This window comes from Streptomyces sp. RLA012 (assembly GCF_056270325.1).
Genome location: NZ_JBWDPA010000002.1, coordinates 8,970,398 through 8,994,103, shown reverse-complemented (window position 1 = coordinate 8,994,103; position 23,706 = coordinate 8,970,398). Strand labels below are relative to the sequence as shown.

At 69.1% G+C, this 23,706-nt stretch carries 18 protein-coding genes and 1 pseudogene; 5 read left to right on the top strand and 14 right to left on the bottom strand.

The window, feature by feature from the left end; genetic code table 11:
• Position 1: 1 nt before the first annotated feature.
• The gene (locus RV986_RS41105; RefSeq protein ID WP_475922260.1) at positions 2 to 1,261 is read right to left on the bottom strand and encodes an MFS transporter; all 1,260 of its coding nucleotides are present in this window, start codon (positions 1,259 to 1,261) and stop codon (positions 2 to 4) included.
• Between the two features lie 121 nt (positions 1,262 to 1,382).
• Between RV986_RS41105 and RV986_RS41100 the strand changes: the two genes are divergently transcribed.
• Complete coding sequence (locus RV986_RS41100) at positions 1,383 to 2,393, top strand: LacI family DNA-binding transcriptional regulator (protein WP_475922259.1); 1,011 nt, start codon at positions 1,383 to 1,385, stop codon at positions 2,391 to 2,393.
• A gap of 204 nt (positions 2,394 to 2,597) precedes the next feature.
• Here RV986_RS41100 and prcA read toward each other — a convergent pair whose 3' ends face one another.
• The 6 genes and pseudogenes from prcA to arc all read right to left on the bottom strand — a co-directional run bounded on the left by prcA (position 2,598) and on the right by arc (position 8,470).
• Positions 2,598 to 3,344, bottom strand: a complete 747-nt coding sequence (gene prcA, locus RV986_RS41095; protein WP_475922258.1) for a proteasome subunit alpha — start codon at positions 3,342 to 3,344, stop codon at positions 2,598 to 2,600.
• A gap of 60 nt (positions 3,345 to 3,404) precedes the next feature.
• Positions 3,405 to 4,250: a proteasome subunit beta gene (gene prcB, locus RV986_RS41090; RefSeq protein WP_475922257.1), complete on the bottom strand. Its 846-nt coding sequence runs from the start codon at positions 4,248 to 4,250 to the stop codon at positions 3,405 to 3,407.
• Positions 4,202 to 4,417, bottom strand: a pseudogene (locus tag RV986_RS41085) (endonuclease domain-containing protein); the annotation flags it as partial. The gene prcB and the pseudogene RV986_RS41085, both read right to left, overlap by 49 nt.
• Positions 4,418 to 4,573: 156 nt before the next feature.
• Positions 4,574 to 4,792, bottom strand: a complete 219-nt coding sequence (locus tag RV986_RS41080; protein WP_060902297.1) for a ubiquitin-like protein Pup — start codon at positions 4,790 to 4,792, stop codon at positions 4,574 to 4,576.
• Between the two features lie 165 nt (positions 4,793 to 4,957).
• Positions 4,958 to 6,469 carry a depupylase/deamidase Dop gene (gene dop / locus RV986_RS41075; RefSeq protein ID WP_475922256.1) on the bottom strand — a complete coding sequence of 504 codons (1,512 nt, stop codon included), beginning with the start codon at positions 6,467 to 6,469 and terminating at the stop codon, positions 4,958 to 4,960.
• 234 nt (positions 6,470 to 6,703) lie between these two features.
• A complete protein-coding gene (gene arc, locus RV986_RS41070; protein ID WP_475922255.1) occupies positions 6,704 to 8,470 on the bottom strand; it encodes a proteasome ATPase in 1,767 nt (588 codons plus the stop codon).
• Positions 8,471 to 8,723: 253 nt separating this feature from the next.
• On the opposite strand from arc, the gene RV986_RS41065 reads away from it, so the two are divergent.
• Positions 8,724 to 9,029 carry a ferredoxin gene (locus tag RV986_RS41065; RefSeq protein WP_475922254.1) on the top strand — a complete coding sequence of 102 codons (306 nt, stop codon included), beginning with the start codon at positions 8,724 to 8,726 and terminating at the stop codon, positions 9,027 to 9,029.
• A gap of 48 nt (positions 9,030 to 9,077) precedes the next feature.
• On the opposite strand, the gene RV986_RS41060 is transcribed toward RV986_RS41065, so the two are convergent.
• The 3 genes from RV986_RS41060 to RV986_RS41050 form a co-directional block, all read right to left on the bottom strand.
• Complete coding sequence (locus RV986_RS41060) at positions 9,078 to 9,653, bottom strand: hypothetical protein (protein ID WP_475922253.1); 576 nt, start codon at positions 9,651 to 9,653, stop codon at positions 9,078 to 9,080.
• 229 nt (positions 9,654 to 9,882) lie between these two features.
• Positions 9,883 to 10,785, bottom strand: a complete 903-nt coding sequence (locus RV986_RS41055; protein WP_475922252.1) for a tRNA (adenine-N1)-methyltransferase — start codon at positions 10,783 to 10,785, stop codon at positions 9,883 to 9,885.
• 115 nt (positions 10,786 to 10,900) lie between these two features.
• Complete coding sequence (locus RV986_RS41050) at positions 10,901 to 12,535, bottom strand: site-2 protease family protein (protein WP_475924616.1); 1,635 nt, start codon at positions 12,533 to 12,535, stop codon at positions 10,901 to 10,903.
• A gap of 187 nt (positions 12,536 to 12,722) precedes the next feature.
• Between RV986_RS41050 and RV986_RS41045 the strand changes: the two genes are divergently transcribed.
• Positions 12,723 to 13,637, top strand: coding sequence for a RecB family exonuclease (locus RV986_RS41045; protein WP_475922251.1), 915 nt, complete (start codon positions 12,723 to 12,725; stop codon positions 13,635 to 13,637).
• A 14-nt stretch (positions 13,638 to 13,651) separates the two neighbouring features.
• A complete protein-coding gene (locus tag RV986_RS41040; protein ID WP_016639462.1) occupies positions 13,652 to 14,323 on the top strand; it encodes a response regulator in 672 nt (223 codons plus the stop codon).
• An 86-nt stretch (positions 14,324 to 14,409) separates the two neighbouring features.
• Here RV986_RS41040 and RV986_RS41035 read toward each other — a convergent pair whose 3' ends face one another.
• The 4 genes from RV986_RS41035 to metH all read right to left on the bottom strand — a co-directional run bounded on the left by RV986_RS41035 (position 14,410) and on the right by metH (position 22,575).
• On the bottom strand, positions 14,410 to 15,993 hold the full coding sequence (locus RV986_RS41035) for an ABC transporter substrate-binding protein (RefSeq protein WP_475922250.1): 1,584 nt from the start codon (positions 15,991 to 15,993) through the stop codon (positions 14,410 to 14,412).
• A gap of 137 nt (positions 15,994 to 16,130) precedes the next feature.
• The gene (locus RV986_RS41030; RefSeq protein WP_475922249.1) at positions 16,131 to 17,738 is read right to left on the bottom strand and encodes an ABC transporter substrate-binding protein; all 1,608 of its coding nucleotides are present in this window, start codon (positions 17,736 to 17,738) and stop codon (positions 16,131 to 16,133) included.
• A gap of 446 nt (positions 17,739 to 18,184) precedes the next feature.
• Positions 18,185 to 18,886: an HAD family hydrolase gene (locus tag RV986_RS41025; protein ID WP_475922248.1), complete on the bottom strand. Its 702-nt coding sequence runs from the start codon at positions 18,884 to 18,886 to the stop codon at positions 18,185 to 18,187.
• Positions 18,887 to 19,047: 161 nt separating this feature from the next.
• A complete protein-coding gene (metH, locus tag RV986_RS41020) occupies positions 19,048 to 22,575 on the bottom strand; it encodes a methionine synthase (protein WP_475922247.1) in 3,528 nt (1,175 codons plus the stop codon).
• 270 nt (positions 22,576 to 22,845) lie between these two features.
• Between metH and RV986_RS41015 the strand changes: the two genes are divergently transcribed.
• Entirely contained in the window at positions 22,846 to 23,610 is a 765-nt protein-coding gene (locus RV986_RS41015; RefSeq protein ID WP_475922246.1) for an IclR family transcriptional regulator, read from the top strand.
• Positions 23,611 to 23,706 lie beyond the last annotated feature (96 nt).

The window sequence follows — 23,706 nt, the reverse complement described above, 5'->3', positions numbered from 1 at the left end:
ATTACGCCCGATCCCCCGAGCTGAAACGGGGTTCGACAGCACGGTTTGGATCATTTTCCGATGAGACCGCAACAACATCGCCGTCCCCGGTAGCTGCGAGGACCCGCCCCGTGGCCAGCAGAACCACCAGTGCGGCGGCCCCCGCGACACCCGGTACGGCGAAGCCCCACACCGCCCCGCCCCGCTCGACGACGGGTCCCGCGAGGCCCGTTCCGACCGACGCGCCCACGGTGAACGTCGTCACAAGCCAGGAGAACGCCTCGGTGACGGTGCCCCTCGGCGCGTGCCGGTCCACGATGATGAACGCGCAGGCGATGCAGGGTGCCAGGAAGACCCCGGCGAGCGCGGTGAGGGCCGTCATGGCGACCGCTCCCGGCATCAGCATGAGCGGGAGGTAACACACCGCCAGAAGAGCGACGAGCGCACGCAGTCGCCGCTCGGGCGTCCCCGTCCACCGCCGCGCCCCGTACGCCGTACCGCCGACGAGCGCGCCGAGGCCCAGGGCCGCCATCAACCAGCCGTAGACCGCGTCCCCGCCGTGATCGTCGGCGTACGACACCGCGGCGACCGTGATCGAGCCCAGCGCGATCCCCACGAACAGGAACGCGCCGAGCAGCGCCAGCAGCCCGGGCGAGCGCAGCGCGCCGAGCCAGTGCGCCTCGCGCGGTGCCGAACGCCACGCGCGCGAGGGCGGCGAGAGAACCACGGAGAGGGCGCCCAGCACCCCGATGACGTTCAGGATCAGCAGGGCAGCCCGGGCGGACCAGAGCGAGGCGCACAGGGTCAGCAGCAGCGGTCCGACGGTGAACATGACCTCCTGCGCCACGGCGTCCATCGCGTACGCGGTGTGCACCTGCTCCTGCCCGCGCAGGACGGAGGGCCACAGCGCCCGCAGACCGCCCTCCAGGGGCGGTGTGAAGAGCCCGGCGACGACCATCGAGAGATACGCCACCGGCAGCGGGTCGGTGCCCGAGAACGCGAAGACGCCCATCCCGAGGGCCGAGACGAGCGCGGCCGGCAACTGGACACGTGGCTGCCCGTACAGATCCACCAGCCGCCCGAGCAGCGGCTGCCCCACGGCGTTGCCCACCCCGTACACGGCCGCGAGGGCACCGGCCAGGCCGTACGTCCCGCCCTGCGCCCGGACGAAGAGCACGACGGCGATGGCGGCGGTGGCGTTCGGCAGCCGCCCCGTGAGCGTGCCGGCGAGCAGCCGTGCGGCGTGCCTCGCCCTGAGGATCTCCAGGTATCCCGCGGCCATGTCGTGCCCTTCCGGTAGCGCGTGACGTCCGACGGCCCCTCACGAGGTTTTACGTATAACGTCCTGGGTCATACGTACCATGTGCCCAGTCCGCGAGTCCAGACGAAGGAGCAGGTCGCCGGTGGCACGAGGTAGTACGCGCCCCACGAGCCGTGACGTCGCGCAGGCCGCCGGGGTCTCCCAGGCCGCGGTCTCCCTGGTGCTCGGCGACAAGTGGCGCGGCCGGGTCTCCGAGACGACCGCGGAACGCGTCCGCGAGGCCGCCCAGGAGCTCGGCTACCGCCCGAACCTGGCCGCCCGCAACCTCCGCCTGGGCCGCACCCGCACCGTGCTCCTGGTGGTCCCGGCGCTGACCACCGAGTTCTTCGCCGGCGTGTACACGGGAGCGGCCCGCATCGCCGCGGAACACGGCTTCGGCGTGGTCCTGTACCCCTCCCCCGAGGGCGTCGGCCCCGCCCGCGACCCGTTCGGCTCGGCGGCGGCCGCCCTGGACGGCGTCATCGCCTCCTCCATGGCCGCCGACGCCCTCACGGCGATCCGCGGCGACCAGCTCCCCCTGGTGATGCTGGACAGCGACCCGGAGGGCAGCCTGGGGGCGGCGACGGTCAATCTCGACATCAGGGACGGCGTACGCCAGGTGGCCGAGCACCTCCTGGCACTGGGCCACCGCCGCTTCCTCCACCTGGCCGCGGACATCCCGTCCTGGACCTTCGAGGTACGCGCCCGAGAACTGGCCGCGCGGCTGAACCGGGTCCCCGGCACCCACCTGCGCACAACCCGAGCCCCGATCTCCATCGAGGACGCCCTGTCCGCCGCGGAGGCGGCCCTCACCGCCCCCGGCGCCCGGCCCACCGCCCTGGTCTGCGACGACGACAAACTCGCGGCAGGCGCCTACAAGGCGGCCCGCCGCCTGGGCCTCGACATCCCCGGCGACCTCTCCGTCACGGGCCTGGACGACCTGGCCCTGGCCCGCGCCATCGACCCCGAACTGACCACGGTCCGCCTGGACGCGGAACTGTTCGGCGAACGCGGCATGGGAGCCCTCCTTGCCGTCCTGGACGGCCGAACACCTCCTGTGGGCGACATCCCGGTCCACCTGGTCGTACGAGGCTCCACAGCCCCACCACGCTAGCCGGACACCCCCAAGCCCCCACCAACCCGCAGTCGCTCATACGCAGAAGGGGCCGTGTCGGTACATCCAAAGCCCGTCGCATACGTCCGGATCTGGAAACGGCTCCCCATGGGGCGACGTCTGATCCGGCGGCGACGGCCTGGATGTACCGGCACGGCCCCGCCCCACCCACCGGCAGTCGGCGGGCAGGGCAAAGTCGAGGGTTCACTCCTCGTCTTCGGCGTCCTCGGCCTCCGTGGCGGTCTCCGCGCCACCCGCCTCCAGCAGCCGGGCCAGCTGACGCCCGACGATCCGCTTGAACTTGCGCTGCTGCGGACGCGTCCGGTCCAGGATCGCGACCTCCAGGCGCTCCGCGGGAATCTCCCGCTCGCCGCCGTTGGGCTCCCGCGACAGCGACTGCACCGCCAGCTTCAGCGCCTCCGCGAGCGACATACCGTCCTGGTGACGCTGGTCCAGATAGCTGCTGATCTGCTCGGCGTTACCACCCACCGCGACGGACCCGTGCTCGTCCACGATGGATCCGTCGTGCGGCAGCCGGTAGATCTGATCGCCCTCGGGCGTCTCGCCGACCTCGGCGACGACGAGCTCCACCTCGTACGGCTTCTCGGCCGCGGAGGAGAAGATCGTGCCCAGGGTCTGGGCGTACACATTCGCCAGACCTCGCGCCGTCACATCATCACGGTCATAGGTGTAACCCCGCAGGTCGGCATAACGCACACCACCGATCCGCAGATTTTCATATTCGTTGTACTTACCGGCGGCCGCGAAGCCGATCCGGTCATAGATCTCGCTGAACTTGTGCAGCGCACGGGACGGGTTCTCGCCGACGAACACGATGCCATCGGCATACTGCAGCACAACGAGGCTGCGACCGCGGGCGATGCCCTTGCGGGCGTATTCCGCCCGGTCGGCCATGGCCTGCTGGGGTGAGACATAGAACGGCGTCGACACCGGTTATCCGTCCCTTTCTGTCGAAGTCACAGGGTCACCTGGATAAAAAAGAGGCCCGGCTCAGAGCAGCGCGGCCCGCGGCCCGTCGGGCTGCTCCAGACGCCGCTCCAGGATCGCGCGGGCGATCTCGGAGGACTCGTCGTCGGTGAGCCTGCGGAAGCCGTCCTCGGTGATCACGGTGACGATGGGGTAGATCCGGCGGGCTACGTCGGGACCACCGGTCGCCGAGTCGTCGTCGGCCGCGTCGTACAGCGCCTGGACGACCAGGGTCGTGGCCTGCGCTTCGGTCAGGTCGTCGCGGTAGAGCTTCTTCATGGCACCGCGCGCGAAGATCGAGCCGGAACCGGTGGAGGCGTAGCCCTGCTCCTCGGAGCGGCCGCCCGTGACGTCGTAGGAGAAGATGCGGCCCTTTTCGCGGTCCACGTCATAGCCCGCGAAGAGGGGGACCACGGCGAGGCCCTGCATGGCCATGGCGAGGTTGGAGCGGATCATCGTGGAGAGGCGGTTCGCCTTGCCCTCCAGGGAGAGGGTGGTGCCCTCGACCTTCTCGAAGTGCTCCAGCTCCAGCTGGAACAGCTTCACCATCTCGACGGCCAGACCGGCCGTACCGGCGATGCCCACCGCCGAGTACTCGTCGGCCGGGAAGACCTTCTCGATGTCGCGCTGGGCGATCATGTTGCCCATGGTGGCCCGCCGGTCACCGGCGAGGACGACTCCGCCGGGGAACGTGGTGGCGACGATGGTCGTGCCGTGCGGGGCGTCGATGACGCCCTGGACGGGCGGCAGCTGCCGCTTGCCCGGCAGCATCTCCGGCTGATGCTCGGACAGGAAGTCCATGAAGGACGACGACCCGGGCGTCAGGAAGGCAGCCGGTAGACGCCCGGTGCTACGAGTGTTGGCTTCCACGGGGATCCTTCCAAGTAGGCGGCAGCCCGACGAACAGCGTCGGGATCATCTCCCAACTTGCCGATGGCCGAATTGCAGTTGAAGCACGGTACGCCACGGACCCTACCCGTCTCATGGCGGTGATCCACATGAACTGCGAGACCTTTCAAACGGATCACGCGGAACCCATATGGAAGGCGCGACACCCTATATCTCGCGCACGGCATCGCGCGCGAAGGCTGCTCGCGGTCCGGCCTCCCGCACCGCGAGCAGCACTTCACACCCAGCCCTTCGGGCGCTCAGTCGCTCCCGAATCGAACCTTCGAATCGAAGGGAAAGGCGGCCTACTGGCCACCCTTCTGTACAAAGGAGCGCACGAAGTCCTCCGCGTTCTCCTCCAGGACATCGTCGATCTCGTCCAGTACGGAGTCGACGTCGTCCGACAGCTTCTCCTGGCGTTCCTTGAGGTCGTCCGATACCTGCGCGTCCTGCGCCTGCTCCTCGACCTCCTCGGTGGAACGCGTCGCCTTCTGCTGTCCGCCGCCGGTGTCCTTGGTCGCCATAACCCTCACCCCGCTCGGTTCGACGTTCTTGATCAGACCCTACAAGCAGGGTCCGACATCGGCCCCGCAGTTGTCACAACGTCCGGGGGCCACCTCGATGATTCCCGGACGCCGCGTCTTTCCACCCCGTTGCGCCACCTGGGCCGCAGGGCCCCGGCGGCCCCCTCAGCCGCCTGACAGGACCCTGACCAGGTCTTCCGCCGTGCGACAGCGGTCGAGGAGTTCCTTGACGTGATTACGCGTTCCGCGAAGCGGCTCCAGGGTTGGGACGCGCTGGAGCGAGTCCCGGCCCGGCAGGTCGAAGATCACCGAGTCCCAGGAGGCCGCCGCCACGTCGTCCGCGTACTGCTCCAGACAGCGCCCGCGGAAGTACGCACGGGTGTCCTCCGGCGGCTTGGTACGGGCCCGCTCGACGTCCTGCTCGTCCAGGAGCCGCTTCATCTTGCCGCGCGCCGCCAGACGGTTGTACAGGCCCTTCTCGGCCCGAACGTCGGCGTACTGGAGGTCGACCAGGTGCAGCCGCGCCGCGTCCCAGTCGAGGCCGTCACGGCGCCGGTAGCCCTCCATGAGCTCCCGCTTGGCGACCCAGTCGAGCTCGCCCGACAGGCTCATCTGGTCGTTCTCCAGCCGGTTCAGGGTGTCCTCCCAGCGGGCCAGGACGTCCTTGGTCTGGTCGTCGGCGTCCGCCCCGAACCGTTCCTCCACGTATTTGCGCGACAGCTCGAAGTACTCCATCTGAAGCTGTACGGCGGTCAGCGTACGTCCGCTGCGGAGCGTGACGAGCCGCTTCAGCGTGGGGTCGTGCGAGACCTGGTGCAGCGTGCGGACCGGCTGGTCGACCGCCAGGTCGACGGCGATGAAGCCGTCCTCGATCATGGACAGGACCAGGGCGGTCGTGCCCAGCTTCAGATAGGTGGAGATCTCCGACAGGTTCGCGTCGCCGATGATCACGTGCAGCCTGCGGTACTTCTCGGCGTCCGCGTGCGGCTCGTCGCGGGTGTTGATGATGGGGCGCTTCAGCGTGGTTTCGAGGCCCACCTCGACCTCGAAGTAGTCGGCCCGCTGACTGAGCTGGAAGCCGTGCTCGTGCCCGTCCTGACCGATACCGACGCGGCCCGCTCCGGTGACGACCTGGCGTGAGACGAAGAACGGCGTGAGGTGGCGCACGATGTCCGAGAAGGGGGTCTCCCGCTTCATCAGGTAGTTCTCGTGCGTGCCGTACGAGGCGCCCTTGTTGTCGGTGTTGTTCTTGTACAGGTGGATCGGCTGGGCGCCGGGGAGCTGGGCCGCGCGCTCCGCGGCCTCCGCCATGATGCGCTCGCCGGCCTTGTCCCACAGGACGGCGTCCCACGGGTTGGTGACCTCGGGAGCGCTGTACTCCGGGTGCGCGTGGTCCACGTACAGCCGTGCCCCATTGGTGAGGATGACATTGGCCAGGCCGATGTCCTCGTCGGTGAGCTGGCTGGAGTCGGCGGCCTCGCGGGCGAGGTCGAAGCCTCGCGCGTCCCGCAGCGGGTTCTCCTCCTCGAAATCCCAGCGGGCGCGGCGCGCCCGGTGCATCGCCGCCGCGTACGCGTTGACGATCTGGGACGAGGTGAGCATGGCATTGGCGTTGGGGTGGCCGGGGACGGAGATCCCGTACTCCGTCTCGATGCCCATTACTCGCCGTACGGTCATGCGGCCCTCCTTGCCCGGCAGCGCCCTCGGTCGGGGGCGCTGCTCAAGTACCGCTGGTTCTCCGGTGCGTGTGCGGTGCCCGTCCCCGCACTGCGCGACTCGGCGGTACGAAAGAGCCTAGAGCGCCTCTGCGCTGGTGGGGAGATCATTTGCGTCATTGCTCTGCTCCAGCCGTGCCCCGGAAAACAGTCGGCTGCGGGTACCCGTGGAGGGCACCCGCAGCCGCCCTGTCTTTTACAGGTACTGACCGGTGTTCGCCACCGTGTCGATGGAGCGTCCGGTGTCCGCGCCCTGCTTTCCGGTGACCAGCGTACGGATGTAAACGATCCGTTCGCCCTTCTTTCCGGAGATTCGGGCCCAGTCGTCCGGGTTTGTGGTGTTCGGCAGGTCCTCGTTCTCCTTGAACTCGTCCACGCAGGCCTGGAGGAGGTGGGAGACCCGAAGGCCCTTCTGGTTCTGTTCGAGGAAGGCCTTGATGGCCGCCTTCTTGGCGCGGCCCACGATGTTCTCGATCATGGCGCCGGAATTGAAGTCCTTGAAGTACAGGACTTCCTTGTCGCCGTTGGCGTAGGTGACCTCCAGGAAGCGGTTCTCCTCGGTCTCGGCGTACATCTGTTCCACGGCGGTCTGGATCATGCCGTGGACGGTGGCCGCCCGGTCCCCGCCGTGCTCACCGAGGTCGTCGGAGTGCAGCGGGAGGCGCTGGGTGAGGTACTTCGCGAAGATGTCCTTGGCGGCCTCGGCGTCCGGGCGCTCGATCTTGATCTTCACATCGAGTCGTCCGGGGCGCAGGATCGCGGGGTCGATCATGTCCTCACGGTTCGAGGCACCGATCACGACCACGTTCTCCAGGCCCTCCACGCCGTCGATCTCGGCGAGCAGCTGGGGGACGATGGTGTTCTCCACGTCCGAGCTGACGCCCGATCCACGGGTGCGGAAGAGGGATTCCATCTCGTCGAAGAAGACGATGACGGGGGTGCCCTCGCTGGCCTTCTCACGAGCACGCTGGAAGACGAGGCGGATCTGCCGCTCGGTCTCGCCGACGTACTTGTTCAGGAGCTCGGGGCCCTTGATGTTGAGGAAGAAGCTCTTGCCGGTGGCCTGGCCGGTGACCTCGGCGACCTTCTTGGCCAGCGAGTTGGCGACCGCCTTGGCGATGAGCGTCTTGCCGCATCCGGGGGGCCCGTACAGCAGCACGCCCTTGGGCGGCCGCAGTTCGTGCTCCTTGAAGAGGTCGGGGTAGAGGTAGGGGAGCTCGACCGCGTCGCGGATCAGTTCGATCTGGTTGCCCAGGCCGCCGATCTGCTCGTAGCCGATGTCCGGAACCTCTTCGAGGACGAGCTCCTCGACCTCGCTCTTGGGGACAACTTCGTAGACATAGCCGGAACGGGGTTCGAGAAGCAGGGCGTCGCCGGGGCGGATGACGACGTCCAGGAGCGGCTCGGCGAGCCGTACCACCCGTTCCTCGTCGGTGTGCCCCTGCACCAGGGCGCGCTCGCCGTCCTCAAGGATCTCCTTGAGGGTGACGATGTCGCCGACGCTCTCGTACTCCATGGCCTCGACCACGTTGAGAGCTTCGTTGAGCATCACTTCCTGGCCGCGCCTGAGCTCTTCGAGCTCCACGCTGGGGCTGACGTTCACCCGGAGCTTGCGGCCCCCGGTGAAGATGTCCGCCGTGCCGTCCTCGTTCGCCACGAGGAAGACACCGAAGCCTGCCGGCGGCTGTGCGAGCCGGTCGACCTCTTCCTTGAGGGCCACGATCTGGTCGCGGGCCTCACGGAGCGTGTTGGCGAGCCGCTCGTTCTGTGCGGACACGCCGGCCAGGTTGGTCTGCAGCTCGACGATCCGCTCTTCGAGAATCCTCGTGTGCCGCGGAGAGTCGGCGAGCTTGCGTCGCAGGACGGCGATCTCCTGCTCAAGGTAGGCAACCTGCCCGGCAGGGTCATCGGACCCTCGTCCCGGGCGGATGCCGCGGTTCATGTCGTCGTCGTGGGCTGCCACGGTCCTCACCTCCTCCAAGGGGAGCTGGACGCTTCCAGACCCTACCTGGGTGGGTGTCGATTGAAACCCCTAGATCACAAAGACTGTCGGGGTGTGTCCGATCTTCACCCTTGCGCTCTCCCTCACGCCAGGGGAATACCCACCGAACATGATTGGGAAGCGGACGGAGGTAGGGTCGAACTGTTCAACACCCGTCAGAGCTGGCCCGATTCCCCAGTCCTCGGATCGCTCGACGCAGGAAACGGCAGGAGAAATGATCGTGCAGCAGGAGGCCCAAGCCGACAGCGAGGCGCTCGAGGTCTGGATCGACCAGGATCTCTGTACCGGTGACGGGATCTGCGCCCAGTATGCACCGGAGGTCTTCGAGCTGGACATCGACGGCCTGGCCTATGTGAAGAGCACCGAGGACGAGCTCCTGCAGGTTCCGGGCGCCACAACGCCCGTACCGCTGACGCTTCTGCGCGATGTCGTCGACTCCGCGAAGGAGTGCCCGGGCGACTGCATCCACGTACGTCGGGTTTCGGACAGGGTCGAGGTCTACGGCCCCGACGCGGAGTGACCCGAGGGGCACTCCGCGTCACGACATGTCTCTTTTCTCACATGCTTCTCATACGCTCTGGGCCCCGGAGGGTGTCGAGCGGATGAACGTGCCGTTCTTCCACTGCCACTTGGCCCGGTCCTGCACGTCCGGGCAGCAACTCGGCACGTCGGCCGAGGAGTAGCCGAGCAGGGTCGCGGTGACGGCGCCGTCACGCACCGCGAAGTCCGTGACGCTCAGGCGGTCCTTCGGGTCGACGAGGGTGGCCACGACGCGGGGCTTCTTTGCCCCCGCACCCTGGGTGAGGACGTACACGCCGTTGGGCGGAGTACCGATGCCCGCTTCGCAGCGGACCACGGCCACCGTCTCCGGTCTGCCGTCGCCGTCGAGGTCCCCGGACGCCTGCTTCTGCACGAGAACCTTGGCGGACCCGCACTCGATCGGGAACGTGACATCGGCGGGGTTCGGGGGCGCGGTCGCGGCCGGGGCGGGCTTCGCCTCGGGGCCTGGCTGGGCCGCTGTCGCGGAGCCGGGCTGGACGACCGAGGAGAGGGCGACGACTCCGGCCAGGGCGGTGGCCGTGGCGAGCCAGTGGATGGGGCGGGTGTGCGTGTGTGCCAGTTCCGGGACGACGGGTTGCTGCACTAGGAGCGTCTCCTGGGAGGGCCGTGACGGAGGGGGTGGAGTGGCCAGCATGGTGCCACACGTCACAGTGCCACGGAACGGCGGGGTCCGGATTTCTGGCGGCACGTCAACGAAAAGGGGCCGTGGCCCAGTTGCGGAAGAGCGCTGTGGCCGAGTTCCGGAGTGCTGCCGGGAACTCGGCCACAGGTGCGGTGCGTTGGGTACGTCGACGGCGTGGGCGCCGACCGGGTCAGCGGCCCGAGGCGCCGTCGGCGTTCGGACCGGTGTAGTCCTCGCCGTACGCGCCCTTGGCGGGGCGGCGACGGCGCATGGGCGGCTCGACGCCGTCCGCGAGGCGGCGGGCGGTGAGCAGGAAGCCGGTGTGTCCGATCATCCGGTGGTCCGGGCGGACGGCCAGGCCCTCGACGTGCCAGTTGCGGATCATCGACTCCCAGGCGGTCGGCTCGTTGAACGAACCGATCTCGCGGATGGATTCGACGGTCCGCGCGAGCTGGGTGGTGGTCGCCACGTAGCAGCAGAGGATGCCGCCGGGGACGAGCGCCTTGGAGACCGCCTCCAGGCACTCCCAGGGGGCGAGCATGTCGAGGATGACGCGGTCGACCTCGGTGTCCGACAGATTGTCCTGGAGGTCGCCGACGGTGAGCTGCCAGGCGGGGTGCGGGCCCCCGAAGTAGCGCTCCACGTTCTGCTGGGCGATCTCCGCGAAGTCCTCGCGGCGCTCGTAGGAGTGCAGCATGCCCTGGTCGCCGATGGCGCGCAGCAGGAAGCTGCTGAGCGAGCCGGAGCCCACGCCCGCTTCCACGACGCGCGCGCCGGGGAAGATGTCGGCGAAGGCCAGGATCTGCCCCGCGTCCTTGGGGTAGACCACGGCGGCGCCGCGGGGCATGGACAGGACATAGTCGGGGAGCAGGGGGCGCAGCGCGAGATAGGCGACGTTCCCCGTGGTGCGGACAACGCTGCCCTCGGGAGCACCGATCAGCTCGTCGTGCGGGAAGGAACCCTTGTGGGTGTGAAAGTTCTTCCCCGCTTCGAGCGTGAACGTGTAGTGGCGGCCCTTGGGGTCGGTCAGCTGAACCTGGTCCCCGACCTTGAAGGGCCCGCGCCTGCGGGCGGCACCGGTCGGTTCGGACATGTGACCAGCCTACCGGTCCCCGCACGGGGCGCCGACCACGCGGCGGAGCCGCACGATGTCACCGCCCCGCGCCCCTTTGGGACGCGCCGCAGCACCGGGGGCTCGACGGATTCGCTCAGGAGGGGCGGGCCATGGCCTTCACGAAGGCTCGCTCGACGTCCGCGGCGGACAGGACTCCGTAGATCTCGCCCGAGTCCTCGACCACCAGGTACTCGGTCGCCGGGGTGGCACGCAGGGCGTCCAGGAGGGCCTCGCCGGCGAGTTCGGCGGACACGCGCATACCGTCGGTGAGGTCCTGGGCGAGGCCACTGACGGCGACCCAGGGGCGGCGGTGCTCCGGTACGCCGACGATGGCGGCCTCGCGGACGAGGGAGAGCGGTTCGCCGTGGGCGTCGACCACGACCAGGGCGCGGGCGCCGGCGTCGTTGGCGCGGCGCAGCGCCTCCGAGAGCGGGGTGTTGGTCTCGACCGGGACCGCGCGCCGGGTGAGCGAGCGGGCGCGCAGCTCGGGCAGGTGTTCGCGCAGCCGGGCCATGCGGAGGCTGTTGCCGGCGCCGGTCCAGATGATCGCGGCGAGGATCGCGGCGAGCAGCGCGTCCGTGACCGTGTCCATGCCGCCCATGTTGTCCTGGGTGTCGCCGAGCGCCCCGGACTGGGTGAGCAGGGGCAGTCCGATCAGTACGGAGACGGCCAGGGCGCGGCCGACCCAGGCGGCGGCGATCGTGCCGCTCATGGGCTTGCCGGTGATCTTCCAGACGACGGCGCGGAGCATCCGGCCGCCGTCCAGGGGGAGGCCGGGGAGCAGGTTGAAGGCGGCCACGATCAGGTTGGAGATCATCAGGCCGGCGAGCAGCACGCCGGGGACCGTGCCGGGTTCGACGGCCTGCAGGGCGAGATAGAAGAGGCCCGAGAGGACGAGGGAGAGCAGTGGTCCGACGAAGGACAGCACGAACTCGCGGCCCGGGGTCTCGGCCTCCTTCTCGATCTCCGAGACCCCGCCGAAGAACTGCAGCTGGATCCGGCGTACCGGCAGCTTGAAGCGCAGGGCGGCGACCGTGTGGGCCAGCTCGTGGACGAGGACGGAGGCGTAGAAGGCGACCGCGAAGAAGAGGGAGACGAGATAGCGCAGGGCGCCGAGTTCGGGGAGTACGCGGTCGAGCTGGCCGCCGAACACCCAGGTGATCAGCGCGGCCACGAGGAACCAGCTGGGCGCCACGTACACGGGCACGCCGAACGGCCGCCCCATCAGCAGCCCGCCACCGGGCTCCCGGCCGCGCCGCGGGGGCCGCCCCTTGCCGGTACCGGCACCGGTACCGCTCCCGGAGTGGGCGAGGGCACGGTGATGCGCGGCGGTGTCGCCCTCGGACGCAGACTCGGCTCCAGCACCGGGCTCGGGCTCGGGCTCGGGCTCGGGCTCGGGCTCGGGCTCGGGCTCGGGAGAAGGATGGTGGTGGGCCTGGTCGGGGTTCGAGGGAGCGTCGGGGGTCTCGTCCGAGGGAGCGGCAGCGTTGGCGTGTGTCTCCGCCTCGCTCGAAGGGCTGACGTCCGCCGCGTCGGGAGCGGGGGTGGGGACGGGTCCGGAACCGCCGGGGTGGGTGGGCGGCGTCGGCCCGGAGGGGGGCTCGGGTCGCTCCGGGCCGGGGCGCGTGGCGTCCGCAGCCGGGGCCGAGGGAGCCCGCTGCTCCCCGTGGCGCTCGGTCGCTTCGTCGGTGCCGGACCGCGGCTGCCCGCTCCCGCCGCTCTCGTCCACGATGTCCCCTCGTTCGAAGCGTCTCCCGCTCCCGATCATGCGAAGCAGGAGGGTATGGGTCGATGGTATGCGGCCGTCGCGACGCGTTCCGCCCCGGCACCCCCTCTGTTTTCCACTCCGTCGCACAAGCACGCACCAGCAACGGCCGTGCACTCACTGTCAGTGGCGGGCCGTAAGGTCTGTGGTCATGGAAACCAGCACCGGGGGCGCCGTACCGCCCGAGCCCACCGAAGCCGTCACGGCCCGCACGGCCCTGCCGCCGGCCTCGCTGTCGCCCTCGCGTGCCAGTGACTTCATGCAGTGTCCGTTGCTCTACCGGTTCCGGGTGATCGACAAGCTCCCCGAGAAGCCGAGCGAGGCGGCCACCCGGGGCACGCTGGTGCACGCGGTGCTGGAGCGGCTCTTCGACGCCCCGGCGACGGAGCGGACGGCTCCGCGCGCCAAGTCGCTCATCCCGGGTCAGTGGGACCGACTGCGCGAGACCCGGCCGGAGGTCGTGGAGCTGTTCGCCGACGACCCCGAGGGCGAGCGGCTGACGCGCTGGCTCGGCGAGGCGGAGCGGCTGGTGGAGCGCTGGTTCAGCCTTGAGGACCCGACGCGGCTGGAACCCGCCGAGCGCGAGCTGTTCGTCGAGGCCCAGCTCGACTCCGGGCTGAAGCTGCGCGGCATCATCGACCGCGTCGACGTGGCCCCGACGGGCGAGGTCCGGATCGTCGACTACAAGACGGGCAAGGCGCCGCGGCCCGAGTACGCCGAGGGCGCGCTGTTCCAGATGAAGTTCTACGCCCTGGTGGTGTGGCGGCTGAAGCAGGTGGTTCCGCGCCGGCTCCAGCTCGTCTATCTCGGCAGCGGCGACGTGCTGACGTACGACCCCGTGGTCGCGGACCTGGAGCGGGTCGAGCGCAAGCTGCTCGCCCTGTGGGAGGCGATCCGGCAGGCCACCGAGACGGGCGAGTGGCGACCGCGGCCCACCAAGCTCTGCGGCTGGTGCGACCACCAGGCCGTGTGTCCGGAATTCGGTGGTACTCCCCCGCCGTATCCGCTGCCGGTCGGGGCGCCCGAGTCGAGCCCGACCGAGCAGGGCAGAATGGGGCCGGACTAGCGAAGGAGACTTACGTGGCCATCCGCGTCCTACTGGTCGACGACCAGCCGCTGCTGCGCACCGGCTTCCGGATGATTCTGGAGGCGGAGCAGGACATCGCGGTCGTCGGCGAGGCCGGTGACGGTCTCCAGGCACTCGATCAGGTACGTGCCCTGCAGCCCGATGTGGTTCTGATGGACATCCGTATGCCGAGGATGGACGGGGTGGAGGCGACCCGGCAGATCACCGGGCCCGGGCGGGACGGACCGGCCAAGGTGCTGGTCCTGACGACCTTCGACCTCGACGAGTATGTGGTGGAGGCGCTGCGCGCCGGGGCCAGCGGCTTCCTCCTCAAGGACGCGCCGGCCAATGAGCTGGTGCAGGCGATCCGTGTGGTCGCCGCCGGCGAGGCGATGCTCGCGCCGAGCATCACGCGTCGGCTGCTGGACAAGTACGCGGGCCATCTGCCGTCCGGCGACGAGCCCGTGCCCGACACCCTGCACACCCTGACCGAGCGCGAGGTCGAGGTGCTGAAGCTGGTGGCGCGCGGTCTGTCGAACGCGGAGATCGCGGCCGACCTGTTCGTCAGCGAGACCACCGTGAAGACACATGTGGGCCACGTCCTCACCAAGCTGGGGCTGCGCGACCGGGTCCAGGCCGCGGTGTACGCGTACGAGAGCGGGCTGGTGCGTCCCGGCGCGCAGTAGCTCCGGCGGCGGGCCGACCGCGAGAACACCGAGGGCGCTCCTTCCAGTTCCAGGAAGGAGCGCCCTCGGTGTTGGTACCGCCGGTGTCAGCCCTTGCTGATCTCCCAGAAGCGGAACACGGTCGAGGCGTCGAGGCAGTTCTCGAGGCCGTAGACGTTGTCCCGCACGATCGCGTACTGCTTGGCCTGCCAGATCGGGAGGACCGGAAGGTCCTCGGCCACGATGTCCTGGATCCTGCCGTACTCGGTGTCGGTCGAGGCGCGGTTGCTCTGGGCGGTCGTCCTCGGGATGAGTGAGCCGGTGATCGCGCTGTTCGCGTAGTTGTTGCTCAGCACGTTGCCCTTGCCGAAGAAGGGGGCGGTGAAGTTGTCGGGGTCCGGGTAGTCGGGCACCCAGCCCTTCACGTACACGCCGTACTTGCCCTGGGCGATGCCCTTCTCGTACTGCTCGTACGCGACGGACTTCACCGTCGCGTCGAACAGCCCGCTGGCGTTGAGCTGTCCCGCGATCGCCTTGAACTCCTGGTCGGTGGCGGGTCCGTAGCGCGACGGGGTCGACCAGAGCGTCAGCCTGACCTTGCCGGTGATGCCCGCGTCCCGGAGCGCGGCGGCGGCCTTCGCCTTCGAGGGGCGGGCGCCGTAGGCGTCGAAGAAGGCCGTGTTGTGGCCGGTGATCCCGGCCGGGACGATCGAGTAGAGGGGTGTCGCCGTGTTCTCGTAGACCTTGCTGACCAGGGCCTCCCGGTCGAGCAGGTAGGCGATGGCCTTGCGCACGCCGAGCTTGCCGGTGACCGGGTGGTCCATGTTGAAGACCAGGTGCTGCACTTCGGCGCTGGTGCCCTCGACGACGTTGACGCCCTTGCCGGTGGAGGTGTCGTTGCTGATGTCCGCGATGTCGTCGGCGGCGAGGCCCCGGTAGGCGATGTCGATCTGGTTGCTCAGCAGCGCGTTCTTCAGGGCGGCCTGGTCGCCGTGGAAGAACTTCAGCGTGATGCCGGAGTTCTTCACCTGGCCGGTGCCCCGGTAGCTCCCGTTGACCGAGAAGACGGCCCGGTCGTCGCTGAAGGAGTCGAGCTTGTAGGGGCCGGAGCCGACCGCCTGGTTGTCCGTGCGCAGTCCGTTCGCCGCGTACTGCCGGTGGTCCACGATCGAGCCGGCGCCGGAGGCGATCTTGCTGGGGAAGGTGGCGTCGGCGTGCTTGAGCCGGAAGACGACCGTCTTCGCGTCCGGGGTCCGCACCGTGTCGAGCATGGGGAACATGACGGCCGGACCGGCGGGGTTGTTGATCTTCAGCATACGGTCGAAGGAGAACTTGACGTCCTTCGAGGTGAGCGCGTCACCGTTGCTGAACTTCAGGCCGTCCTTGAGCGTGCACTTGTAGACCCTGGTCGCGGTGTCCGCGAACGCGCACTCCTTGGCGGCTTCGGGCTCCGGCTCCGTGCCGCCGTCGGGGAAGCTCAGCAGCGACTGGAAGACGTTGTTGAAGAGGAGCCAGGATCCTGGGTCGTAGCCGGATGCCGGGTCGGTGGCCAGGACGTCGTCGGACATCCCCATCACCAGGGAGGAGCCGGTGCTGCCGGTGTCGCCCGTTTCCGAGCCGCATCCGGCGAGCAGACCGGCGGCCAGCCCCGTCACGACGGACAGAACTGGCCACTGGTTGCGCATGTTCACGTGCACGTGCCTTGTCATTGTTTCTCAGGAGCGCCGCGTCTCGCGGGCGCCGTACCTCGCGGGCGGCGTCGTGTCTTCTGCCGCCCTGCCTCGCCTCAGGCGCCGGGTCCGCGGACCCGGCGGCCGAGAAGAAGGGGTCAGCCGCTCACGCCGCGGCCGAGCTCCCACAGCTGGAGGGTCGAGGAGGAGTTGAGCGCCCACTCGGAACCCGTGATGTCGTCCCGCGTGGCGATGTACTGCTTGCCCTGCCACAGGGGCAGGAGCGGTACGTCGTCGGCCACCTTGTCCTGGATGTTGGTGAGGCTCTTCGACGCGGTGAGGCGGTCGGCCTCGCGACGGGAGTCCGGGATCAGCTTGGTGCGGATCTCCGTGTTCACGTACGGGGAGCCGAGGGTGTTGTCCTTGTCGAGGAACGGCGCGAGGTAGTTGTCGGCGTCGGGGAAGTCGGGGAACCAACCCATGCCGTAGACCGCGTACGTGCCCTTCTGCTCGGCCGGGCGGAAGGTCGCCCAGGGCGTGCCCTTGATGTCCACCTGGAACAGGCCACTGGCGTTCAGCTGCCTCTTCAGCTCCTCGAACTCCTGCTTGGTGACCGTGCCGTAGTGGTCGGTCGTGTAGTGCAGGGTGAGCTTGATCGGGGTGGTGATGTTGGCCGCGTTCAGCGTCGCCTTGGCCTTGGCGACACTCGGGTCGCCGTACTTGTTGAAGAACGAGTTGGAGTGGCCCGTGATGGTGGCCGGGACCATGGAGTACAGCGGATCGGCCTGGGAGCCGTACACCTTGGAGACGAGGCCGCCGCGGTCGATCACCTCGGCCATGGCCTGGCGGACGGCCTTGTTCTTCACCGTCGGGTCATCGGTGTTGAAGCCGAGGTAGCGGATCTCCAGACCGGGCATCTCGACCAGGTCGATGTCACTGTTCGCACCGGCCGCGCCCAGCTTCGTGATCTGAGTCGGCGTCATCGCGCGGGCCATCAGGTCGATGTCGCCCTTCTGGAGCGCGGTGCCCATGGCGTCGGCGCTCTCGAAGGAGCGCATCGAGACCTTGTTCGCCTTCGGCTTCAGCAGACCCTTGTAGTTCGGGTTCTTGGTGAAGGTGATCTCGACGGCCTCGTCGTTCTTGACGTCGGCCTGGAGGGTGAACGGGCCGGAGCCGTCGACCTCGAACCCGTCGCGCAGCTTGCCCTTCTCGTAGTCCTTGGGGTTCACGATGCCGGCGACCGGGGTCGACAGCTTGAAGGGGAAGGTGGCGTCCGCGCTCTTGAGGTGGAAGATCACCTCGCGGTCGCCCTGCGTCTCGACGGTGTCGATGGTGGACAGCAGCGCGAACACGCCGCTGTCGGCCTTGAGCGCCATCGCACGGTCGATCGAGAACTTCACGTCCTTGGCGGTGATCGGGTCACCGCTCGCGAACTTCAGGCCGTCGCGCAGCTGGCAGACATAACGCTCGTTGCCGGAGTCGGTGAAACGACAGCTCTCGGCGGCCTCGGGCTGGGGATCACCGTCACCGCGGGGCTGGGTCATCAACGTCTGCACGGTCTGGCGCAGAATGTTCCAGGTGCCGACGTCGTACGCGTATGCCGGGTCGAGAGGAGCCGGGGCATCCTTCGATGCGGTGAACCGGTCCGTGGTGCCCACGACGATCGCGTCGCCGCTGCTGCCCCCGCTGTCGGAACCGCCACACGCGGCGAGCACCGGGGCGAGCAAGCCGACAACGGCCGGCAGCACCAAAGTCTTGCGGTTCATGCTCGAGTTTCTCCAGAGCTGTCGTGTCCGTGTACCCGCCAAGCAGGGGTGGTGCCAGCGAGGCACGGGAGTTATGGCGAGGTTCTCGCGACGACATTAGTCCGCACCACCAGGACGGCCCGCAGAGACCGTAGTTGAGTTCCCATCACGCTGCGAAACCGGGCGCGGACGCACCGATAACCCGACAGCGGAAGGATTCGTGCAGCCTTCCACCAATCGGGACACAAGGACACACCGGCCACCCCCGAATGAGGGGCGCAGACACAGGAGCGGCCGAATGTCGACCCCCCTCGAAGTGGCGAAAGTCACACCCTCAATTCGACGGGAGAGTACCGGAATTCGGCCATCCGGCCACGGATTGTGAATAACCCGCTGCAGGTCCGGGGGCTTACCTGCGGATACACCGCGGTTAACCACACATTCGGCGATGCACGCTGGGTCAACGCCTAGCGCATTTCCGTCATCAGGCCACGGAGAAAGGGCAGGTCGACCTCTTCGAGAGAGGTCACGACCGTGCGCCGGGTCGCGGCGGCGATCGGCGCGACCGAGGGTACGGCGACCACCCGGCAGCCCGCGGCCTCGGCCGCCGCGACGCCCGTGGCGGTGTCCTCGATGACGGCGCACCTGTCCGGAACGGCACCGAGCCCCGCCGCCGCGAGCAGATACGGGTCGGGGAACGGCTTCGTCCGCTCCACCTCGTCGCCCGCGACGGTCAGCGCGAAGTACTGGGGGCCCAGAGAGGCCAGGACACGGTCGATGATGCGCCGGTGCGAGGCGGAGACCAGGGCGGTGGGGATCTCGTGCGCGGCGAGCTCCGCGAGGAGCCTGGCCGCACCGGGCATCAGCGGCAGCGCCCGGTCGATCCGGTCCTCGAAACCGTCGTTGAGCAGCACCGTGAGCTCGGCGAGGGTGATGTCGGCCCCGGTGGCCTCGATCAGGAAGCCGGCGCTGCGGGTCATGGGCCCGCCGACGACCACATGGCGCCAGGAGTCGTCGAGGATGTGCCCGAGAGCCTTGAAGACCTCGACCTCGACGTCCCACCAGAAGCCCTCGGTGTCCACCAGAGTGCCGTCCATGTCCAGGAGCACGGCCTGCAGTGCGGAGCCTTCGGCCGTACGGGTACCGAGCGCGGGGACCGTGGTGGTCATCCTGGCGCACCTCCTTGAGGGACGAGCAGGCCGGTTCCCGCTGGGGGAACCGGCCTGCTGTGGACCGTCCAGTGTACGACGGCGTCAGGTGAAGTGCCTGTTGTGCCTGAGGGCAATGTCTCCGAAGGGGAGACCCCGTCACCTCCGGAGGGGAGACCCCGTCACCTCGCGTTGAAATACTTGGCTTCCGGGTGGTGGATCACGATCGCGTCCGTGGACTGCTCGGGGTGCAGCTGGAACTCCTCGGAGAGCTGGACGCCGATGCGCTCGGGCTCCAGCAGCTCGGCGATCTTGGCCCGGTCCTCCAGGTCGGGACAGGCACCGTAGCCGAGCGAGAAGCGTGCGCCGCGGTACTTCAGGTCGAACATGTCCTCGACGACCGCCGGGTCCTCACCGCCGAAGCCGAGTTCCGCACGTACGCGCGCGTGCCAGTACTCGGCCAGCGCCTCGGCCAACTGCACGGACAGGCCGTGCAGTTCGAGGTAGTCGCGGTAGGAGTTCGACTCGAAGAGCTTGGCGGTCTCCTCGCCGATCCGGGAGCCGACGGTGACGACCTGGAGGCCGACGACATCCGTCTCGCCGGATTCCTCGGGCCGGAAGAAGTCGGCCAGACACAGCCTCCGTCCGCGGCGCTGGCGCGGGAAGGTGAAGCGGGTGCGCTCGTTGCCCTCCTCGTCCAGGAGGATCAGGTCGTCGTCCTTGGAGACACAGGGGAAGTAGCCGTAGACGACGGCCGCTTCGAGCAGGTTGTCGGTCTGCAGTCGGTCCAGCAGCCCACGCAGCCGGGGCCGGCCCTCGGTCTCGACGAGTTCCTCGTACGTCGGTCCGTCGCCCGCCCTGGCCTGCTTCAGGCCCCACTGGCCCTTGAACAGCGCGCCTTCGTCGAGCCAGGAGGCGTACTCCTTGAGCTGGATGCCCTTGATGACGCGGGTGCCCCAGAACGGCGGGGTGGGCACGGGGTTGTCGACGGCGACGTCGGAGCGGACGTGGCCCTCCTCCGGGTGCTCCTCCACGACGGTCTGGGCGGCGGCCCGCACCCGGCGCTGCTTCAGCTCCGGCAGCACGGCCCCCGGCACTCCCCGCTTGACCCCGATCAGGGCGTCCATCAGGCGCAGGCCCTCGAACGCGTCGCGGGCGTAGCGCACCTCGCCCTGGTAGATCTCGTACAGGTCCTGCTCGACGTAGGCCCGGGTCAGGGCCGCGCCGCCGAGGATGACCGGGTAGTCGGCGGACAGCCCGCGCTGGTTGAGCTCCTCCAGGTTCTCCTTCATGATCACCGTGGACTTGACCAGCAGGCCCGACATGCCGATGACGTCGGCCCGGTGCTCCTCGGCGGCTTCCAGGATCGCCGAGACGGGCTGCTTGATGCCGAGGTTGACGACGTTGTAGCCGTTGTTGGACAGGATGATGTCGACGAGGTTCTTGCCGATGTCGTGCACGTCGCCGCGCACGGTGGCCAGCACGATGGTGCCCTTGCCCTCGGCGTCCGACTTCTCCATGTGCGGTTCGAGGTGGGCCACCGCGGTCTTCATGACCTCGGCGGACTGGAGCACGAACGGCAGCTGCATCTGGCCGGAGCCGAACAGTTCGCCGACCACCTTCATGCCGTCGAGCAGTGTCTCGTTGACGATGTCGAGGGCGGGACGGGTCTGGAGGGCCTCGGTGAGGTCGGCTTCCAGGCCGTTCTTCTCGCCGTCGATGATGCGCCGCTTGAGACGCTCGTCCAGGGGCAGCGCGGCCAGTTCCTCGGCCTTGCCGGCCCTGAGGGACTTGGTGGTGGCGCCCTCGAACAGCGCCATCAGCTTCTGGAGCGGGTCGTAGCCCTCGGCACGACGGTCGTGGATCAGGTCGAGGGCGGTGCTCACCTCCTCCTCGCTGAAGCGGGCGATGGGAAGGATCTTGCTCGCGTGCACGATCGCCGAGTCCAGGCCCGCCTTGACGCACTCGTCGAGGAAGACCGAGTTGAGCAGGATGCGGGCGGCCGGGTTGAGGCCGAAGGAGATGTTCGACAGGCCCAGCGTGGTCTGCACGTCCGGGCGGCGGCGCTTGAGCTCGCGGATCGCCTCGATGGTGGCGATGCCGTCCTTGCGGGACTCCTCCTGGCCGGTGCAGATGGTGAAGGTCAGGGTGTCGATGAGGATGTCGGACTCGTGGATGCCCCAGTTCGTCGTCAGGTCCTCGATGAGCCGCTCGGCGATGGCGACCTTGGTCTCGACGGTACGGGCCTGGCCCTCCTCGTCGATGGTCAGCGCGATCAGCGCGGCGCCGTGCTCCTGCGCCAGCTTGGTGACCTTCGCGAAGCGCGACTCGGGGCCGTCGCCGTCCTCGTAGTTGACGGAGTTGATGACGGCCCGGCCGCCGAGCTTCTCCAGGCCGGCGCGCAGGACGTCGACCTCGGTGGAGTCCAGGACGATGGGCAGCGTGGAGGCGGTGGCGAAGCGTCCGGCGAGCTCCTCCATGTCCGCGACGCCGTCCCGGCCGACGTAGTCGACGCACAGGTCGAGCATGTGCGCGCCCTCGCGGATCTGGTCGCGGGCCATCTCCACACAGTCGTCCCAGCGGGCCTCCAGCATGGCCTCGCGGAACTTCTTCGAACCGTTGGCGTTGGTGCGCTCACCGATCGCCATGTACGCGGTGTCCTGGCGGAACGGGACGGTCTGGTACAGCGAGGCGGCGCCGGGCTCCGGCTGGGGGCTCCGCCGGGTCGGTGCCATCCCGCGCACCCGCTCGACGGTCTGGCGCAGGTGCTCGGGGGTCGTACCGCAGCAGCCGCCGATCAGGGAGAGGCCGTATTCGCGTACGAAGGTCTCCTGGGCTTCCGCCAGCTCGGGCGCCGTCAGCGGGTAGTGGGCGCCGTCCCTCCCCAGCACCGGCAGACCGGCGTTCGGCATGCAGGACAGCGGGACGCGGGAGTGACGGGCCAGATAGCGCAGGTGCTCGCTCATCTCGGCCGGGCCGGTGGCGCAGTTCAGGCCGATCATGTCGATGCCCAGCGGTTCCAGCGCGGTCAGCGCGGCGCCGATCTCGGAGCCGAGCAGCATGGTGCCGGTGGTCTCCACGGTCACCGAGACGACGAGCGGCAGGACCAGGCCGGTGGCGTCCATCGCGCGGCGGGCGCCGAGGACCGCGGCCTTCGTCTGAAGGAGGTCCTGGGTGGTCTCCACGATCAGCGCGTCGGCACCGCCGGCGATCATGCCCTCGGCGTTCTGCTGGTAGGCGTCGCGGAGGCTGGTGTACGGGGCGTGGCCCAGCGTCGGCAGCTTGGTGCCGGGGCCCATGGAGCCGAGCACCCAGCGCTGCTGTCCGGTGGACGCGGTGAACTCGTCCGCCACCTCGCGGGCGATGCGCGCCCCGGCCTCGGACAGCTCGTACACGCGCTCGGGAATGTCGTACTCGCCGAGCGCCGAGTGGTTGGCGCCGAAGGTGTTCGTCTCCACACAGTCCACGCCCACCGCGAAGTAGGCCTCATGGACGGAGCGGACGATGTCGGGGCGGGTCACGTTGAGGATCTCGTTGCAGCCTTCGAGGTTCTCGAAGTCCTCCAGCGTCGGGTCCTGCGCCTGCAGCATCGTCCCCATCGCGCCGTCGGCGACCACGACACGCTCGGCGAGCGCCTCGCGGAGTGCGGCGATACGGGTCCGGTTCTCGGCGAGCTCGGACGGAAGGGACGGGTTCGGCAACGAAGCCATGAAGGTGCTCCCTGGAGTGCGACGGCTGTCGGCTTTGCGCTTCCCATGGAAGGCGCACGCCGTCAGGGTAGCCCGGAGCAGCGTCACAGGGTCAGTGGCATCCACAGGACGGACTGGCGTGACGCCCGTATCGAGGGTGTTAAGACAGACCGAACATGTTGCGAGCATCCATTAGCGGGAGCTCGGCAACGAACGGTAGTGTTCGACATTGCCGAACGGGACTAGCGGACTCGCGCCCCGGCGGTCGAAGGGGACGGAGGCAGTACGGCGATGGCACGGAACATCCAGTCGCTCGAACGGGCGGCCGCGATGCTGCGGCTGCTCGCGGGCGGCGAGCGGCAGCTCGGCCTGTCCGACATCGCCTCCTCGCTGGGCCTGGCCAAGGGCACGGCCCACGGCATATTGCGCACGCTCCAGCAGGAAGGCTTCGTCGAGCAGGACGCCGTCTCCGGGCGCTACCAGCTGGGCGCCGAACTGCTGCGGCTCGGCACCACCTATCTCGACGTGCACGAGCTGCGCGCACGGGCCCTGGTGTGGACCGACGACCTGGCCCGCTCCAGCGGCGAGAGCGTCTATCTGGGCGTCCTGCACCAGCACGGCGTGCTGATCGTGCACCACGTGTTCCGGCCCGACGACAGCCGTCAGGTGCTGGAGGTGGGGGCCATGCAGCCACTGCACTCCACGGCCCTGGGCAAGGTCCTGTCGTCCTACGACCCGGTGGCGCACAGCGAGGTCCTGGAGGCCGAGCGCAAGACGTTCACCCCCCGTACGACGGTCGAACTGGAGCAGTTCGAGGGGGTGCTCGACCTGACCCGCGCGCGCGGGTACGCGGCCGATGTCGAGGAGACCTGGACGGGCGTCGCCTCGGTCGCCGCACCCATCCACAACCGGCGGCGGATGCCGGTCGGCGCGGTGGGCATCACGGGGGCCGTGGAGCGGGTCTGCACGGACGGGGAGCTGCGCCCCGAACTGATCGCGGCGGTCCGCGACTGCGCCCGCGCGGTGTCGCGGGACCTGGGCGCCGGGCGGTTCTGAGCCCCGCGCGACGCGCTGCACCCCCGTACGACGACAGGCCGGTACGTCACCGACGTGCCGGCCTTTTCGCGCGTGCGCGCGGCACGCCCGTTCACG